The sequence below is a fragment of the Confluentibacter flavum genome, assembly GCF_002843175.1.
Classification (GTDB): Bacteria; Bacteroidota; Bacteroidia; order Flavobacteriales; family Flavobacteriaceae; genus Confluentibacter; species Confluentibacter flavum.
The window spans coordinates 212,836-229,138 of the sequence record NZ_PJEO01000056.1; the positions used below are offsets into that span (position 1 = coordinate 212,836).

Sequence of the window (16,303 nt, forward strand, 5' to 3'; positions counted from 1 at the left end):
CACCTCCATTTTGAGTGTTTCCTTCCCTATGGGAAGGATTAAGGATGGGCTTTTAATTTATGTAAATACATTTGGATAACGTTCTCAATCCCTAAATATAAACTTTCTGCAATTAATGCATGACCTATTGAAACTTCTAATAAGTTAGGAATATGGTCTTTAAAAAATTTGATGTTATCAAGAGACAAATCATGCCCAGCATTAATTCCCAAACCTAATTTATAGGCTAATTCGGCACTCTCCTTAAAAGGCCTTACAGCATTTTTATTGCCCAGACCGTATTGATGCGCAAAACTTTCGGTATATAATTCAATTCTGTCCGTTCCTGTTTCTTTAGCACCTTCAATTTGTTTTAAAACGGGATCCACAAAAATGGACGTCCTAATACCATTTTGTTGAAACTCTTTAATAACATCAACCAAAAAATCTTTATGCTTAATGGTATCCCAACCAGCATTAGATGTTATGGCATCCTCCGCATCTGGAACTAATGTCACTTGTGTTGGTTTCACTTCTAAAACCAATTTCATGAATGAATCAACTGGATTGCCTTCAATATTATATTCCGTATAAACTACCGGTTTTAAATCTCGGGCATCCTGGTAGCGAATATGCCTCTCATCGGGTCTTGGATGTATGGTAACCCCTTCTGCCCCAAATCGCTGTACATCTTTTGCAAACTGTACTACATTAGGCACATTACCACCCCTGGAATTTCTTAATGTCGCTATCTTGTTAATATTTACACTTAACTTTGTCATGAATCCATTTTAAAACGCAAAAATACAAAGTAGAACAGGCTTACATACTTTTTTTTTGATTAATTTGCACACATATAAAACGATTGAAAAATAAAGGAAACATCTACCGATGAAACTTTCAGAATACATTATTAACGACATAAAACCTTTAAATAGGAATAGTAAAATAAGTGATTTGCAGCTGATGTTCAATCAACTTACTTATTCACACATTCCCGTTGAAAATGACGATCATATTTATTTGGGTTGTTTTTCTGAAACTGATGCTCATTGTTTTGAAAGCGACAAAGCGTTAAGTGAGTTTACCAATGCCCTAGAGGATTTTTTTGTTAGAAACACCACCCTTTGGTTAGATGTTTTAGAAGCTTTTGCCAGAAACTCTGCCAATATTATGCCTGTTTTAGATGAGAAAAATAAATACTTAGGCTATTATGAACTCAATGATATTATAAGCCTGTTTGGTGATTCACCATTTTTTACTGCTCCTGGTGGTATTTTAGTTATAGAGAAAGGCATAAATGATTATTCATTTAGTGAGATAAGTCAAATTGTAGAGTCAAATAATGGAAAAATCCTAGGTGCTTTTGTATCTAGAATAAAAAATGACGTTATACAAATAACCATTAAAATTGGCAATGTTGGCTTAAGTTCCATCATTCATACTTTTAGACGCTACAGCTATAATATAGTCTCTGGACATGAAGAAGATAGTTATACGGAGAGTCTTAAAGAACGATCGGATTATTTGAATAAATATTTAAATATATAATGTATGAAGGTTGCCGTTTTTGGAAGATTTTACAACAAAACCACGTCTAGTTCTGTTGAAACATTATTTAATTACTTATTAAAAAAAGATGTTGATGCCTATATAGAAACCGAATTCTATAACATTATAAAAGCGGCAGCCCCTAATAATAATTATTCTAACTTTAAAACATTTGATGACCTAGACAAATCCTTTGATTTGCTTGTTAGCGTTGGTGGCGATGGCACAATTTTAAGGGCCATTACCTTTGTTAAAGATATTGATATTCCTATTATTGGCATTAACACAGGTCGTTTAGGTTTTTTGGCAACCATTCAAGTGGATGGTATAGAAAGTGCCATTCAAGATATAATTGACGGTAAATATACTATTTCAGAACGCACATTATTATCCGTGGAAACCATTCCAGAAAATGAAGACATCACCTCACTTAACTTTGCCTTAAATGAAATAGCCGTAAATAGAAAAAATACGACGTCAATGATATCGGTAGAAACCTATTTAAATGGGGAATATTTAACATCATACTGGAGTGATGGTCTTATAGTTTCTTCACCAACTGGCTCAACAGGTTATTCATTAAGTTGTGGCGGTCCCGTTATAACACCCAATACCAATAGCTTTGTTTTAACACCTATTGCACCACATAATTTAAGCGCACGCCCTTTAGTAATACCAGATTCTACAGAAATCCACCTTAAAGTTGCGGGAAGAGAGGATAATCATTTAATATCGCTAGACTCTAGGATTGCTACCCTAGATAATAATACACTTATAATAATTAAAAAAGCGCCATTTAAAATTAAAATGATCGATTTATTAAATGAAAGCTTTTTGGATACCCTTCGCAAAAAACTTCTTTGGGGAGAAGATACACGTAATTAAACAATAATTTTCAGTAAATGTTGTTTTAAACTCATACAAATCAACTCAAATTGCTTTGGGCTAATCTTATTTATTATATTTGCAAACTTTTAATTTCTTATGAGGTATATAACCATAATTATTATAAGCATTTTAACCATTCAATATAGTCATTCACAAATCAATGAGCTTGGTGTGTATGTTGGTGGCAGTAATTTTATTGGTGATATTGGCGCTACAAATTATATATCGCCCAATCAATTGGCTTTTGGTGCGGTTTATAGATGGAACAGGAGTTCAAGACACTCCTATAGAGCTACATTGATTTTTACCGATTTAGAAGGCGATGATTTAAAATCTGATGATCCAAGGCGCACCCAAAGAGGCGATGATTTTACCAATAAAATTATAGAAGCTTCAGTTGGCATGGAGCTCACTTTTTTTGATTTCGATTTACATTCTGGAGAAAAATTATCAACTCCTTATTTATATTCAGGAATAACTGTTGCAAATTATGATGATTATTATTTTCAAAATGGTGTTCAAACATCTGAAAATGGTTCAAGTTGGGCATTTGGAATTCCAATGGCTATAGGCTTTAAAACCACATTTATTGATAACTTTGTATTAAGTGTTGAAGTCGGCGCACGTTATACATTCACTGATGCCATTGACGGAAACCTTCCTAATAATCCAAACCATTTAGCAAATAGATTTGGCAATATTAATAATAACGACTGGTATGTCTTTTCAGGTATTATATTAACCTATACCTTTGGGCAAAACCCCTGTTATTGTGTAAATTAAAAAATGAACTCACTAGAAAGCATACAAGCCAAAAAATTACCAAAACACGTTGCCATTATTATGGATGGCAATGGGCGTTGGGCAAAACAACATGGCATGATGCGTACTTTTGGTCATGAAAATGGTGCTAAAGCCGTTAAGCAAGTCGTTGAGGGCAGTGCCGAACTTGGTATAGAAAACCTAACACTTTATGCGTTTTCTACAGAAAACTGGAACCGCCCAAAATTTGAAGTGGACACACTTATGAAATTATTAATCTCTTCTTTAAGAAAAGAAATAAAATCACTTCATGAAAACAACATAAAATTATTGGCTATAGGCACATTAGATACACTTCCTTCCAAGGTAAACAAGGAATTATTGGAAGTTATTGAAAAAACCAAGAACAACAATAGAATGACTTTAACCATCGCCCTAAGCTATGGTTCGCGGGAGGAACTTATAAATACAATAAAAGAAATTAGTTTTAAAGTTAAAAATAATATAATTTCGGCCGAAAAAATTGATGAATCAATTATAAATGAGCATCTTTACACGCGAAATTTACCAGACGTAGATTTACTTATAAGAACAAGCGGGGAGCAACGAATAAGTAACTTTTTACTATGGCAAATAGCTTATGCCGAATTGTATTTTACTGATACACTTTGGCCTGATTTTACTAAGCAACATTTGCATGAAGCTATTATTGAATATCAAAAAAGAGAAAGACGATTTGGGAAAACTAGTGAACAACTTAGCTAATAAACTACCTATAAAAACATATATAAAACAATGCATTGTACTATTTATAGTTGCAATCAGTTTTAATGTATCGGCACAAGACCCATACGATGCTGGTAAAAAATACACATTAGGAGGTGTTTCTGTTTCTGGCAATACAACATTTAACGAACAAACTATTGTAGCCTATTCTAAATTAAGTGAAGGCCAAGAAGTTACCATTCCTGGAGAAGAAATAGGTACTGCCATTAAAAAACTTTGGGGCTCTAATTTATTTAGTGATATAGAAATTTATATCACGAAAATTGAAGGCAACGTCGCTTACTTAGAAATTCGTCTTTCAGATTTACCACAGCTTAATGAAGTTAAAATCAATGGTGTAAAAAAAGGAAAAATTGAAGGCATTATAAAGGAAAACAAATTAGAGAAGGGCACAAAAGTAACCGAAAACCTTAAAGCTACAACAAAAAATTATCTAACTACAAAATATCAAAAAGAAGGCTTTTACAATACCAAAGTTAACATAAATGCTGTTGATGTAAAAGACTCTCTTCAAATAGCGCGTGTTAACATGGTTGTTAATATTGACAAGGGCAAAAAAGTAAAAATTAAGGATATCATTATTTCGGGAAATGAAGCTTTAAGCGATAAAAAGCTTAGAAAAAGCATGAAAAAAACCAAACAAATAAATCCTATACGTATTTTAAAACGTTCAAAATATGTAGAAAAAGATTATGAAGAAGATTTAACAAAACTTATAGATGCCTATAAGGAAAACGGCTATAGAGATGCACGTGTTTTATCTGACAGCTTAATTGTAAATGACGATAAAACCATTTCCCTTCAAATAAATTTGGAAGAAGGCGAACAATATAAATTTGGCGATATCACATTTATTGGCAACACTGTATATACTAACCAGCAATTAAACAGGGTTCTTCGTATTAATAAAGGAGACACTTATAATGGGGTGCTTTTACAGGAACGGATTCAAGATGAAAGCCCTGATGCTGATGACATAGCTAATGCATACCAAAACTATGGTTATTTATTTTCAAAAATAGACCCCGTTGAAGTAAGTGCAGATAACAATGTAATTGATTTGGAAATAAGAATCATTGAAGGGAAACCCGCCTATTTTAATAACGTATCCGTAGTTGGTAACGATAAAACCAACGATCATGTTATTTATAGAATGTTACGTACACTTCCAGGACAACTGTACAGTAAAGCCAATGTGGTACGTACCGTAAGAGAACTTGGGCAATTAGGATTTTTTGATGCTCAAGAAATTTCTCCAGACTTCAAGAATGTAAATCCAAACGAAGGCACTATAGATATGGAATATTCCGTAAAAGAAACAGGGTCTAGCCAAATTGAACTTCAAGGTGGTTATGGTGGCGGTGGCTTTATTGGTACTTTGGGTCTATCATTTAATAATTTTTCTATAAAAGATATTTTCAATAAGGATGCATATAAGCCTATCCCCATGGGTGATGGCCAAAAATTGGCATTACGTTTACAGGCAAGCCAATTTTTCCAGACCTATAGTTTTTCATTTTCTGAACCTTGGTTAGGCGGCAAAAGACCCGTTCAGTTTTCTACATCTTTATCACAAACAAAACAATTTCTTTACAACTATCAAACTAGAAGGGCTGATAAAAATCAAAGTTTTAATATTACTGGTATTTCTGTTGGTTTAGCAAGACGATTATCTGTACCTGATGATTATTTCACACTATCTCAAGCGATTAGTTTTCAACTTTATGATTTAAATAATTACAATACAGGGCTATTTACGTTTGGCAATGGTACTTCAAGAAACTTGTCTTATACAGTAGGTCTAAGTAGAGATGACACCAAAATTGACCCTATTTACCCAATAGGGGGTTCCAGATTTGGTGTTACTGCCAAGTTATCAATACCATATTCTTTATTTGATGGAGTTGATTATAAGGCATTAAGCAATGAATATGATCTATTAGACAAAAGCATTCCTGCCGATTATACCAGAGCTGGAGAAATTGATCAAGAACGTTATAAATGGTTGGAATTTTATAAAGTTAGCTTCAAAGGTGAATGGTTTACCCAAATCACTAAAAATTTAGTTTTAAAACCAAATGTGGAATTTGGGTTTTTAGGTGCCTACAATAATGATAGAGGGGTAATACCTTTTGAACGTTACTTTGTAGGAGGTGACGGTATGGCCAATTTTGCGATGGATGGCAGGGAAGTCATTCAATTAAGAGGTTACCCAAACCAATCCATACAACCTTTGGATAGAGACGGCAACACCACTAATGATGGCGCAACTATATACAACAAATTTTCATTAGAATTACGTTATCCTATTACATTAAAAGCGTCGGCTAAAATTTATGCCCTGGCTTTTATGGAAGGAGGCTCTGCTTATAATAGCTTTAAAGATTACAATCCTTTTAACCTTTATCGTTCCGCTGGTTTGGGCGTTCGTATTTTCATGCCTGCATTTGGTTTATTGGGTATAGATTTTGGACATGGATTCGATCCTTTATTTGGAGAAACCGGCAGTCATGGCTGGGAAACCCACTTTATTATTGGACAACAATTTTAAGAAAAAATTTTTGGCACGATATTTTCTATTATCAATTTAATTATTTGAACCAAGAATTAAAATTTTTAAGATTTAATTTCGTTAATTTTGAAATGAGCAATCTAAAATTTTTTATGACATTAAAAATATTTACTTTGCGAATTGCATCTGACAATAAAAACAATTGAAACAATCAGATGAAAATACAATTCAAAAAAAGGTAATAGGTTTCAAATAAAATCATTTGTCTTTTTAGAATTTATATGATGATAAATTATAAAATAAAATCAACTGATGAAACATAACGTTCTTTTTTTATTGACATTAGTTCTCATGTGTAGCTTGTATTCAAACGCTCAACGTGGCGTAAGAATTGCTTATATAGACACCGAATATATTCTAGAAAACGTGCCCGAATATCAAGAATCCATGGTACAGCTTGATAATAAAGCCCAAGATTGGAAAAATGAAATTCAAACGAAACTTTTAGATATTGAACAAAAACGAAAAAATTTAAGCAACGAGAAAGCATTATTAACAAAGGAACTTATTGATGAACGCGAAGAAGATATTGCTTTTGAAGAAAATGAAATATTAGATTATCAACAAAAACGGTTTGGCCCCAATGGTGATTTAATGATTCAAAAAAAACAATTGATGCAACCCATTCAAGATCAAATTTTTTCAGCAGTTCAAGATTTGGCAGCCAGCAGAACATATGATTTCATTTTTGATAAATCATCTGATGCTGTTATGCTATATTCAGCAAAACAATTTGATTTAAGCGAACAGGTTTTAAGAAGTATTACAAGAGCTTCAAAACGAACACAGGCAGAAACAAAAGCAGAACTTAGAGCCGCTGAAGATGAAGAATTGATTCCTGAAATTAATGAAGAACTAGAAGCGCGCGAAAAAGCATTAGAAGAAAAGAAAGAAGAACGTGAAAGTGCCATAGAAAAACGTAGGCAAGAAATTTTAGAAGCTCGTGAAGCCAAACAAAAAGAAGCAGAAGCAAGACGTCAGCAGATATTAGAAGAACGTGAAAAGGCCAAACAAGAAAAACTAGAAGCAAGAAATACTAGTACAACAAATTCTGTAAGTGACCCTGAAAATACTACTACCGAGGCCAACAAGGTAGAAACCAAAACAAGGGAACAACTTATAGAAGAAAACAGACAAAAAAAATTAGCAGAACGAGAAGCCAGAATCAAAGAACTAGAGGCTAAAAAGAAACAAATTTTAGAAGACCGACAAAAAACAAAAGATAGTATAAACAATAATTAAATAATTTATAACACATTAATATACATTTAAAATGAAACAATTAAAAACCCTATTATTAGCAACAGTATTATGCATTGGAACCGTAAGTTTTACATACGCTCAAAGCAAAATTGCACATATAAACACCAATGAATTGATTATTGCCATGCCAGAAATGAAAGCTGCTCAAACTGAACTTGAAGCCCTTTCCAAAACATACCAAACAGATTTACAAAGCATGGGTACAGAATTACAAAAAAAATCTGAGCAATATAATGCCGAAGCTGCTACTAAAACACAAGAAGAGAATGCTAAAAGAGAGCAAGAATTAATGACTATGGAGCAAAATGCGCGTCAGTTTCAAACTAAAGCACAACAAGATTTAGAAGAAAAACGAGAAACTCTATTTAAACCTATTACAGAAAAAGCGAGAGCTGCTATCTTAAAAGTAGGTAGAGCACAAGGTTTTGAATATGTTTTAGACTCGGGTGTAGGCGTCACTATCGTAGCCGATGGTAAAGATTTACTGAATGATGTGAAAAAGGAATTAGGTATCTAATTTTTAAACAAATAAAATTACTTAAAGCTGTCTTTTTATAAGACAGCTTTTTTATTTTTGTTACACTATGAGTACACAACCTATTGGCATTTTTGATTCCGGTGTTGGCGGCACGTCCATTTGGAAAGAAATCCATAAACTTTTGCCAGATGAAAATACTATTTATTTAGCCGATAGTGCTAATGCCCCTTACGGATTAAAAGGAAAAGAAACCATTATCAACTTAAGTATTAAAAATACTGAATACTTGATTGATAAAGGTTGTAAACTTATCGTGGTGGCGTGCAATACCGCAACAACAAATGCTATTAGCATTTTAAGGGAAACATACAATATCCCTTTTATTGGTATTGAACCTGCCATTAAGCCCGCGGCATTAAATACACAAACTAAAGCCGTAGGCATCTTGGCTACCAAAGGAACGCTTACAAGTGAACTGTTTCATAAAACTACCAATTTATTTGCAAGTAATATTCAAGTAATTGAACGCATTGGCGAAGGCATTGTTGAACTTATAGAAAGCGGACAATTATACTCTAATGAAATGAGGGGTTTATTAAAAGTATATTTAAAACCCATGATAGATGCCAATATTGATTATTTGGTTTTAGGTTGTACACATTATCCCTATTTAATTCCGATGCTTGTTGATTTACTACCAAATCATGTTAAAATAATCGATTCCGGGGAAGCCGTAGCCAGGCAAACCAAAGCTGTTTTGGAACAACACGATTTACTAAACACTAAAAGAGTAAAGTCCAATATCCAATTTTTTACTAATGGAAATCCTGAGATTTTGCAATCGCTTTTAGAATCTAAATATAAAGTTGAGTATTTAGATTTTTAAACTAAAAAACAGATTACAACTTGGTAATGCTCTAATTATGAGATTCCGAAACAAGTTCGGAATGACAAACAATTAATCCTTAAACCAACTCGAATATTTAATGTAGTTATTGGCTATACGGTCTATCTCGCCAGAAATAAGTTCTTCACTTATGTCCTTAACTTTTTTTGCCGGAACACCTGCATAAATACTCCCCGCTTCTACCCGTGTGTTTTTTGTAACAACGGCACCTGCTGCTATAATACTGTTGCTCTCTACAACGCAATCGTCCATAATAATGCTGCCCATGCCCACTAATACATTATCATGAATGGTACAGCCATGTACTAGGGCATTGTGACCGATAGACACATTATTGCCAATGGTAGTTGGTGAGGTTTTATAAGTAGCATGAATAACGGCTCCGTCTTGAACATTCACCTTATTGCCCATTTTGATAAAGTGCACATCGCCACGAATTACGGCGTTAAACCAAACACTACATTGGGTTCCCATAACTACATCGCCCACAATCGTAGCGTTCTCTGCTATGTAGCAATCTTCTGGTATTTGTGGAGATTTTCCGTTTACTGGTTTTATTATTGGCATATTAAATTGATTATTTTCTATTTACTATTGAATATTACCTATTTTGAGAATTGGTATTCTTCAAACTGGGAAAAGGTTATCTAATTGTTCTTAATCATTTAAAATAATCCAATAATTCAGATTTTTTAGAAGCAGAAACCATGATTTCCCTTCCATTGCTAAGCACAACGCTCCCACCTTTTCCTTTTAAATATTTAACTACCTCGTTAACGTTAATTAAATAAGATTTGTGTACACGTGCAAAATTACTACCATTTAAAGCATCTTCAAAATATTTAAGTGTTTTGCTTACCAATTTCTTTTTATTGTTATTCAAATAAATTTCTGTGTAATTATCGTCTGCCTTACAATATAAAATATCAGCCGTATTAATAACTTCAAAACCCTCTTGTAAAGGAATCGTAATTTTCCCATTCACTGTGTTCATTTTTGGGATTAATACCTGGTCTTGAAGGGCGTTTTCTTTGGTTTTAATTTCTGAAACATAATCAACCGCTTTAATAAGTTCATCAATCGAAATAGGTTTCATCAAATAATAAGAAGCATGGGCGTTCAAGGCCTCGATAGCATAATGATTATAGGCGGTAACAAATACAGTTTCAAAATTAATGTCTTCAACCTTATCCAACAAATCGAATGCATTGCCATATGGCATTTCAACATCAAGAAATACCAAATCCAAATCATGATTATTTATCAAAACAAGTGCCTCATTAATATTGGCAGCTTCACCTAAAACAGTGACACTCGGACAATATTTTTTTAGATAATTTTTTAGAATATCTCTACTGGTTTCTTCGTCTTCTACTATAATGGCGTTTAGTTTCATCTTTTTATATTTATTGTTCTTTATTGGTCAGATGTAACATCCATATCATTCTTTTATGTGCGACAATATTTTTTATAAATGAATGTTTCATAATCAATCCTTTTTAAGTGTTACAACAACTTTAGTTCCTGTGTCTTCTTCATCTTGATAATCTTCAATAAAGACATCTACCTTATCTTTATACATGGCATTTAAAATAGAAACACGCTTTTTAATATTTCCCATGCCTTTTGAATTTTGCTTTTGCTGATTTTCGGTTTTTAAAGCTTTCGATTGTTCCCTTCCTATACCGTTGTCTGCAATGGTAATGGTAATTTCATCATTTTTAGTTTGTGCTATTGTAATAGATAAGTGTCCTTTACTTTTTTTATAACGCAACCCATGCCAAACAGCATTTTCAATATAAGGTTGCAATAACATAGGCGGAATTACAAAATCTTCAATAGTAATGTTTTCGTCTATATGAATGGTATAATCAAACTTATCCTTAAATCTAAAATGTTCTAGCTTAGTGTACAATTGTAAAAGCTCAATTTCTTTTTCCAACGGAATAAAATCTTCTTCACTGTTCTCTAAAACGGCACGCATCAACAATGAAAAATCAGAAAGGTATTTATTAGCTGTACGCTCATCGTTAGAAGCAATAAAACTATTAACAGAATTTAATGCATTGAAAATAAAATGGGGATTCATTTGGCTTCTTAACGTTTTTAAAGCGAGTAAATTATTTGCCAACCGTTGTTGCTTGATATATTTAAACATAAAAAAAGCGGTAAACAACAGCAATAATACGCCTCCAATGAGTGAATAAATAATAAGTTGTTGCCGTTTTGTTTGTTCGGTAGTTAGTTGGTATTTACTTTCTGAAAGTTCCCTGTCACTTTCTAAACTTACTATCCTATTTTGTTTAGCTACCAATTCTTTGCTAAAACGAGACGCCTGCGAAATTTCCTGTTCCTTTTTAATATAAACCTTATCAACCAAATCCACATACTCTTGATAAACGCTTAATGCTTTCTTATAATCGCCAGCATCTCTATACACTTCGGAAAGTCTTCTGGTGGCATCTTTTTGCACAATAAGATCTTCTTTTTCATCTGCTTCAGCAATGCTTTTTTCTAGATAAGGAATCGCATTTTCATAATCTCTTTGCAAGGCATAAGCACTACCAATTCTATAATTTTGTTTTTGTGGTGTTAAAGCACTTTCATTATCCAATGGTTGTGCCTCATTTATGTTATCAATGTCTTTTAAGGCTTCTTTTCTTAACTGAATTTCACTGGAATAATTACTGATATTATTTTGAAAATCGGCTACTTTTACTTTCTCTTCAGCGGCTCTTACTTTATTTTCGGTATTGGCAAGTTTTAAGGATTTATTAAAATAATCTTTGGCAGCTTCGCTATTTCCACTGGCGCTATAGGCTTCACCTATTTTGGAATTCAAATCTGTGATTTTAGCTGAGATTTTATTGTCTTCAGCAACTTTTAATCCCTCTTTATAAAAATCAATGGAGGCTTTATAATTCTTGGTCAATAGATTAACATCCCCCAACCCTTCGTTAAGGGACACCAATTGCCATTTTGAAAGTTCATTTTTGGAAATCCCGCTATATGTTTGAATACTCTCCTGATAATTTTTGTTGAGCTGAAAAGCTTTTGCAAGTTTAAGTTTAGTCTCATTCGATTGAATATTTTGAAGACTTATTCTATAGTTGGTAACCGCCAAATCATATTGTTTCCAATACATATAAATATCACCAATCACATCATAAACATCCGCATTTTCCTTTGCAGAACTACTCTTTGCTAGGGCATCGGTGATAAATTGCAAACTCCTTTTTGCATCTTTTTTTAAATAGGTTTCAGCTGAATCAACAAGAGATTTGAATAATTCTTTGCTTTGTAATTTTGAAATTGATTTTGATTTAGAATCATCTATGTCGTTGGATTCTACCAAAACAGTAATACGTTCATTATCTTGGATGGTGTAATAAACTGTTTCAAAATCTTGATGTTTTATTATAAGTTCATCACCTTTTTTGGCTTCGATTTTAAACTCTCCAAAAAAATCAGTAGTTGTATATGAGCCGCCATTAACCTCAATATTTACATTTTTAATGGGATCACGAGTAAGTTTTTCAACAACAGAACCTCGCACGGTAAATTTTTCGGCATTATTATTAAATGGATTGTTCTGTGCCTGTAAAATAGTACTAACGCACATCAGAAAAAAAACACCTAAACATTTAACAAATAACTTCATATACAACTTAAAAGCAGATAAACTTACGTACTTTACTTGGTATAATAAAATGCTGATTTTATAATTTATCCACTTATTTGTACTGAAAATAGGTGTTCACTCATTACCTAATATTGTTTACTCATCAATCCTTTTGTTTCACTCATTATTCTTTTTTTAATAAAAAAGTTGCTTCTAGATTTACTTCATAATAAAATCATATTATGAAAATTACTAGAACACTTTTAATCGTATCCATTTTAATATCATCTATTTCATTTTCCCAAAATGGAGAAAAAAATTTTATAGACCAGCCCTATATTGAGGTTACTGGAGACATAGAAACCGAAGTTATCCCTAATGAAATTTACCTAAATATCACCCTAAATGAACATGCTAAAAAAGGAAAAATAAGTGTTGAAGAACAGGAAAACCAAATGATTGCCGTATTGAAATCACTTAACATTGATTTAGAAAAAAACTTCTCTATTCTAGATTTTGATGGTTATTACCAAAGAAAATTTTTAGCCAATAATGAAGTTACTAAAATCAAACATTATGAGCTAATTGTGAATGACGGAAAAACACTGGGAATGGCTTTTGAAGCTCTAGACCGGATTGATATTTCAAATATTTCAATTACAAAAACGGATCATTCGGATATTGAAAACATTAAAAGAGAAACTAAGCTAAGAGCTGTGAAAGTAGCCAAAGATAAAGCCGCCAATTATGCTAAAGCTATTGACCAAGGCTTAGGAAAAGCTTTGTTCATCCAAGAACTAAACAATGATGTAGTGTCCCCTTTTTATAAAAACAATAACTTCATGCTTAATGAAGTAGTTACTGTTGGTTTTGGAACGGAACAAGAGAAAATCCAAGATTTAAACATAAAATCAATTACAGTAAAAGCTACGGTATTAACAAGATTTGCCCTAAATTAAAATCTCACAAAAACTAAAAGAGCCTCAGGAATGAGGCTCTTTTACTATACTTTTTTAACATATTTAGTAATAATGACTATTTGCTGCCCATCTACTTTACCTTCTATATACTCGGCGTTTTCATGATCTAAGCGAATGTTTCTAACGGCAGTACCTTGTTTGGCTACCATACTAGAACCCTTGACTTTTAAATCCTTTACCAAAACCACAGAATCTCCAGCTTCTAAAATAACACCATTCACATCTCTATGAATAATTTTTTCGCTATCATCCAACCCTTCATTTGTTGCCTTGGCAAAAGCTAATATGTCATCATCTAAATACATCATATCCAACAAATCTTGCGGCCATCCTTCGGCTTTCAAACTGGATAAAAGTCTCCAAGCCATTACTTGAACTGCTCTATGCTCGCTCCACATACTATCATTTAAGCAACGCCAGTGGTTGGCATCTCTTGTATCTGGATTTTCTATTTGGTCTATACACGTCTTACAAGCCAACAGACTACCATCAACACCCCCTGCCGACATTGGTGGCACTTCATAGATTTTAAGATTGTTGGTAGCTGTGCATAGTTCGCATTTTGAACCGCTTCTTTCTTGTAGTGCCTGAATTAAACTCATAATTAAATTTTATTTTGCAAAAATACTGTTAAAGGACTGCTTCTACAAATTTAGACTCCATAGAATCTTTAAAATAAATAAGGCCCCTAATCGGGGCCTTATTTAAACTTCATAATTATTAATTAAAATTATTTGCTAAGTCCAGCAACTAGTGAATACACATAGTCACCATGAACCCCTGTAAAATATTTTCCAAATTTTTCACCTCTTTCTTTACGAGCTGCTTCGTCTGGCCATGCTTTTTCATAAAGATCTGGAAGCCCATCAAACATTTTTTCTAAGTCTGCCAACGAATCAAAGAAAAAAGCCTCCATCATTTCTGTTCCATCAGCACCCCAAGCATGTCTGTTCGGATAATAACCTTTTACTAATGGATTGTCTTTAATTATTTTCTCAAAATTTTCTGTGAATAATGTTCTTAATTCATCATTTTTTCCATCTTCGGGAAATGCTAAATGTGTTTTACGAACATAGCATACCATATCTTTAGAATTGTCTAACAGAGGTTTTGTAACCTCTGGCATTGTCGAATAAATTTCATCGGAATGTTCATTTGAGTAAAACGCTCCTTGTTTCTTAAAGAAAGTTTCTCTGGAGGTTTCGTCAGCCCATGCTTCCTTTTGCAATTCTGAATTCTTTTGAGATGCTTTTTCAATATCTGCCCATGACCCATAAGTCCTTACAGATATCAATTCAGTGTTATCTGGTGTTAAATTATGTAAATAAAACGATGAAGACATGATGTATTCGTTCTTCATGGTTACTTTGTCTAAATATTCCTTTTCAACGGATTTCCATGTATCCATGTCAAAATCATCATTTTCCATATTCCAATGCATGGTAGTTACAGTAATAAACTGAGGTGCTGTTTGCGCTTCTTGAGCCAAAATTTTTGTGGTACTAAACAACAAGAGTATAGCGACCATTGTTGTAAAAAATCGTTTGATAGTTTTCATAATCTGTTAAAAATTAAAGTTAGATATAATGGTTAAATTAAATACTACTTCAAGATTTAGGGCAACCTCGATTATGCTAACAATAAATTATGGGGAGAGAGTTTGTGACTTAAGTAAATATACAAAAAATAGTGATTTACAGCAATTTAAAAAATTTTATTCTAATGTATCCTTTAGCTTTTTGGGCATGCTTTTAACAACCATATTATAGGAATGGTCTATAAGCTCTAAAATGAACTGTGGAGACAAGTCTCCTTCATGGATTTTTACGGTATTCCAATGTTTTTTATTCATATGAAACCCTGGTTGGATACTTTTATATTCTGCACGAAGTTCTTCAGCGTAATCGGGGTCGGCTTTTAAGTTAATGGATGCGTTGCCAGACTCCCAACTTTTTAACGACACCAATAAAAATATCTTCCCTAAAACTTTAAACACCAGCGTGTCCTCATCAAAAGGAAAATCTTCCGTAACACCTTTTTTGCTTAAACAATATTGATGGAGTTGTTCTATGTTCATTCTATGTATTTCATTTTAAAATACGCTCCATCACTTTTTCTGGATGTCCTAATTCGGTATAACCAAATTGCTTGTATAAGCCATGAGCATCTAAGGTTTTTAACATCCAAACTTTACATGAGTTTAGTTTAGGTTCTTCATTAATGGCTTTCATTAATTGTTTTGAATAGCCTTTACCTCTATGTTCTGGAAGAATGAATACATCCATTATATAAGCAAAAACCGTGTAATCAGTCAACACTCGGGCAAATCCAATTTGTTTATCTTGAAGATAAACCCCAAAACACAAACAATGTTCTGTTGTTTTTTTAACATCATCAATCGTTCTTCCTTTTGCCCAATAAGAATTAGTTAAAAACTCATGAATCACCTCTATTTGAAGTTTACTTTTATCAGTGGAAATTTCTAATTTTATCAAAATATGAATTATTAAATAAG

17 protein-coding genes are annotated in these 16,303 nt (G+C 32.8%); 9 read left to right on the forward strand and 8 right to left on the reverse strand.

All coding sequences use genetic code 11. The features are described from left to right. Positions 1 to 38: 38 nt before the first annotated feature. On the reverse strand, positions 39 to 761 hold the full coding sequence (locus CSW08_RS17230; protein ID WP_106661155.1) for a pyridoxine 5'-phosphate synthase: 723 nt from the start codon (positions 759 to 761) through the stop codon (positions 39 to 41). A 109-nt stretch (positions 762 to 870) separates the two neighbouring features. On the opposite strand from CSW08_RS17230, the gene CSW08_RS17235 reads away from it, so the two are divergent. From CSW08_RS17235 to murI, 8 genes are all read left to right on the forward strand, one after another. Continuing rightward, entirely contained in the window at positions 871 to 1,530 is a 660-nt protein-coding gene (locus CSW08_RS17235; RefSeq protein ID WP_106661156.1) for a CBS domain-containing protein, read from the forward strand. Between the two features lie 3 nt (positions 1,531 to 1,533). Further along, positions 1,534 to 2,415: an NAD kinase gene (locus CSW08_RS17240; protein WP_106661157.1), complete on the forward strand. Its 882-nt coding sequence runs from the start codon at positions 1,534 to 1,536 to the stop codon at positions 2,413 to 2,415. A 99-nt stretch (positions 2,416 to 2,514) separates the two neighbouring features. Next, positions 2,515 to 3,201 (forward strand): type IX secretion system protein PorG, encoded by a 687-nt coding sequence (porG, locus tag CSW08_RS17245; RefSeq protein WP_106661158.1) that lies wholly within the window; start codon positions 2,515 to 2,517, stop codon positions 3,199 to 3,201. A gap of 3 nt (positions 3,202 to 3,204) precedes the next feature. Then, positions 3,205 to 3,945: an isoprenyl transferase gene (locus tag CSW08_RS17250; RefSeq protein WP_106661159.1), complete on the forward strand. Its 741-nt coding sequence runs from the start codon at positions 3,205 to 3,207 to the stop codon at positions 3,943 to 3,945. Next, positions 3,878 to 6,517: an outer membrane protein assembly factor BamA gene (gene bamA, locus CSW08_RS17255; RefSeq protein WP_106661160.1), complete on the forward strand. Its 2,640-nt coding sequence runs from the start codon at positions 3,878 to 3,880 to the stop codon at positions 6,515 to 6,517. The genes CSW08_RS17250 and bamA overlap by 68 nt, the downstream gene beginning before the upstream one ends. 273 nt (positions 6,518 to 6,790) lie before the next feature. Continuing rightward, positions 6,791 to 7,780 (forward strand): OmpH family outer membrane protein, encoded by a 990-nt coding sequence (locus tag CSW08_RS17260; RefSeq protein ID WP_106661161.1) that lies wholly within the window; start codon positions 6,791 to 6,793, stop codon positions 7,778 to 7,780. Between the two features lie 31 nt (positions 7,781 to 7,811). Continuing rightward, positions 7,812 to 8,318: an OmpH family outer membrane protein gene (locus CSW08_RS17265; RefSeq protein WP_106661162.1), complete on the forward strand. Its 507-nt coding sequence runs from the start codon at positions 7,812 to 7,814 to the stop codon at positions 8,316 to 8,318. 67 nt (positions 8,319 to 8,385) lie between these two features. Continuing rightward, positions 8,386 to 9,165 (forward strand): glutamate racemase, encoded by a 780-nt coding sequence (gene murI, locus CSW08_RS17270; RefSeq protein ID WP_106661163.1) that lies wholly within the window; start codon positions 8,386 to 8,388, stop codon positions 9,163 to 9,165. 72 nt (positions 9,166 to 9,237) lie between these two features. Here the strand turns inward: murI and CSW08_RS17275 are convergent, their stop codons facing one another. From CSW08_RS17275 to CSW08_RS17285, 3 genes are all read right to left on the reverse strand, one after another. Beyond that, positions 9,238 to 9,753: a gamma carbonic anhydrase family protein gene (locus CSW08_RS17275; RefSeq protein ID WP_106661164.1), complete on the reverse strand. Its 516-nt coding sequence runs from the start codon at positions 9,751 to 9,753 to the stop codon at positions 9,238 to 9,240. A 94-nt stretch (positions 9,754 to 9,847) separates the two neighbouring features. Beyond that, positions 9,848 to 10,582, reverse strand: a complete 735-nt coding sequence (locus CSW08_RS17280; RefSeq protein WP_106661165.1) for a LytR/AlgR family response regulator transcription factor — start codon at positions 10,580 to 10,582, stop codon at positions 9,848 to 9,850. Positions 10,583 to 10,675: 93 nt separating this feature from the next. Further along, positions 10,676 to 12,847 carry a tetratricopeptide repeat-containing sensor histidine kinase gene (locus tag CSW08_RS17285; protein ID WP_203226918.1) on the reverse strand — a complete coding sequence of 724 codons (2,172 nt, stop codon included), beginning with the start codon at positions 12,845 to 12,847 and terminating at the stop codon, positions 10,676 to 10,678. A 203-nt stretch (positions 12,848 to 13,050) separates the two neighbouring features. On the opposite strand from CSW08_RS17285, the gene CSW08_RS17290 reads away from it, so the two are divergent. After that, a complete protein-coding gene (locus CSW08_RS17290) occupies positions 13,051 to 13,767 on the forward strand; it encodes an SIMPL domain-containing protein (protein ID WP_106661167.1) in 717 nt (238 codons plus the stop codon). Positions 13,768 to 13,811: 44 nt separating this feature from the next. Here the strand turns inward: CSW08_RS17290 and CSW08_RS17295 are convergent, their stop codons facing one another. The 4 genes from CSW08_RS17295 to CSW08_RS17310 all read right to left on the reverse strand — a co-directional run bounded on the left by CSW08_RS17295 (position 13,812) and on the right by CSW08_RS17310 (position 16,283). Then, positions 13,812 to 14,390 (reverse strand): PhnA domain-containing protein, encoded by a 579-nt coding sequence (locus CSW08_RS17295; RefSeq protein WP_106661168.1) that lies wholly within the window; start codon positions 14,388 to 14,390, stop codon positions 13,812 to 13,814. 128 nt (positions 14,391 to 14,518) lie between these two features. Continuing rightward, the gene (locus CSW08_RS17300; protein ID WP_106661169.1) at positions 14,519 to 15,346 is read right to left on the reverse strand and encodes a hypothetical protein; all 828 of its coding nucleotides are present in this window, start codon (positions 15,344 to 15,346) and stop codon (positions 14,519 to 14,521) included. 156 nt (positions 15,347 to 15,502) lie between these two features. Next, positions 15,503 to 15,865 carry an MmcQ/YjbR family DNA-binding protein gene (locus tag CSW08_RS17305; protein ID WP_106661170.1) on the reverse strand — a complete coding sequence of 121 codons (363 nt, stop codon included), beginning with the start codon at positions 15,863 to 15,865 and terminating at the stop codon, positions 15,503 to 15,505. Between the two features lie 10 nt (positions 15,866 to 15,875). Further along, a complete protein-coding gene (locus CSW08_RS17310) occupies positions 15,876 to 16,283 on the reverse strand; it encodes a GNAT family N-acetyltransferase (RefSeq protein ID WP_106661239.1) in 408 nt (135 codons plus the stop codon). Between the last annotated feature and the right edge of the window lie 20 nt (positions 16,284 to 16,303).

Excerpts from the sequence above, each read along its gene's own strand:
- CSW08_RS17230 (WP_106661155.1), bottom strand. The coding sequence starts at position 761 with ATGACAAAGTTAAGTGTAAATATTAACAAGATAGCGACATTAAGAAAT.
- CSW08_RS17235 (WP_106661156.1), top strand. The coding sequence starts at position 871 with ATGAAACTTTCAGAATACATTATTAACGACATAAAACCTTTAAATAGG.
- CSW08_RS17240 (WP_106661157.1), top strand. The coding sequence starts at position 1,534 with ATGAAGGTTGCCGTTTTTGGAAGATTTTACAACAAAACCACGTCTAGT.
- porG (WP_106661158.1), top strand. The coding sequence starts at position 2,515 with ATGAGGTATATAACCATAATTATTATAAGCATTTTAACCATTCAATAT.
- CSW08_RS17250 (WP_106661159.1), top strand. The coding sequence starts at position 3,205 with ATGAACTCACTAGAAAGCATACAAGCCAAAAAATTACCAAAACACGTT.
- bamA (WP_106661160.1), top strand. The coding sequence starts at position 3,878 with ATGAAGCTATTATTGAATATCAAAAAAGAGAAAGACGATTTGGGAAAA.
- CSW08_RS17260 (WP_106661161.1), top strand. The coding sequence starts at position 6,791 with ATGAAACATAACGTTCTTTTTTTATTGACATTAGTTCTCATGTGTAGC.
- CSW08_RS17265 (WP_106661162.1), top strand. The coding sequence starts at position 7,812 with ATGAAACAATTAAAAACCCTATTATTAGCAACAGTATTATGCATTGGA.
- murI (WP_106661163.1), top strand. The coding sequence starts at position 8,386 with ATGAGTACACAACCTATTGGCATTTTTGATTCCGGTGTTGGCGGCACG.
- CSW08_RS17275 (WP_106661164.1), bottom strand. The coding sequence starts at position 9,753 with ATGCCAATAATAAAACCAGTAAACGGAAAATCTCCACAAATACCAGAA.
- CSW08_RS17280 (WP_106661165.1), bottom strand. The coding sequence starts at position 10,582 with ATGAAACTAAACGCCATTATAGTAGAAGACGAAGAAACCAGTAGAGAT.
- CSW08_RS17285 (WP_203226918.1), bottom strand. The coding sequence starts at position 12,847 with ATGAAGTTATTTGTTAAATGTTTAGGTGTTTTTTTTCTGATGTGCGTT.
- CSW08_RS17290 (WP_106661167.1), top strand. The coding sequence starts at position 13,051 with ATGAAAATTACTAGAACACTTTTAATCGTATCCATTTTAATATCATCT.
- CSW08_RS17295 (WP_106661168.1), bottom strand. The coding sequence starts at position 14,390 with ATGAGTTTAATTCAGGCACTACAAGAAAGAAGCGGTTCAAAATGCGAA.
- CSW08_RS17300 (WP_106661169.1), bottom strand. The coding sequence starts at position 15,346 with ATGAAAACTATCAAACGATTTTTTACAACAATGGTCGCTATACTCTTG.
- CSW08_RS17305 (WP_106661170.1), bottom strand. The coding sequence starts at position 15,865 with ATGAACATAGAACAACTCCATCAATATTGTTTAAGCAAAAAAGGTGTT.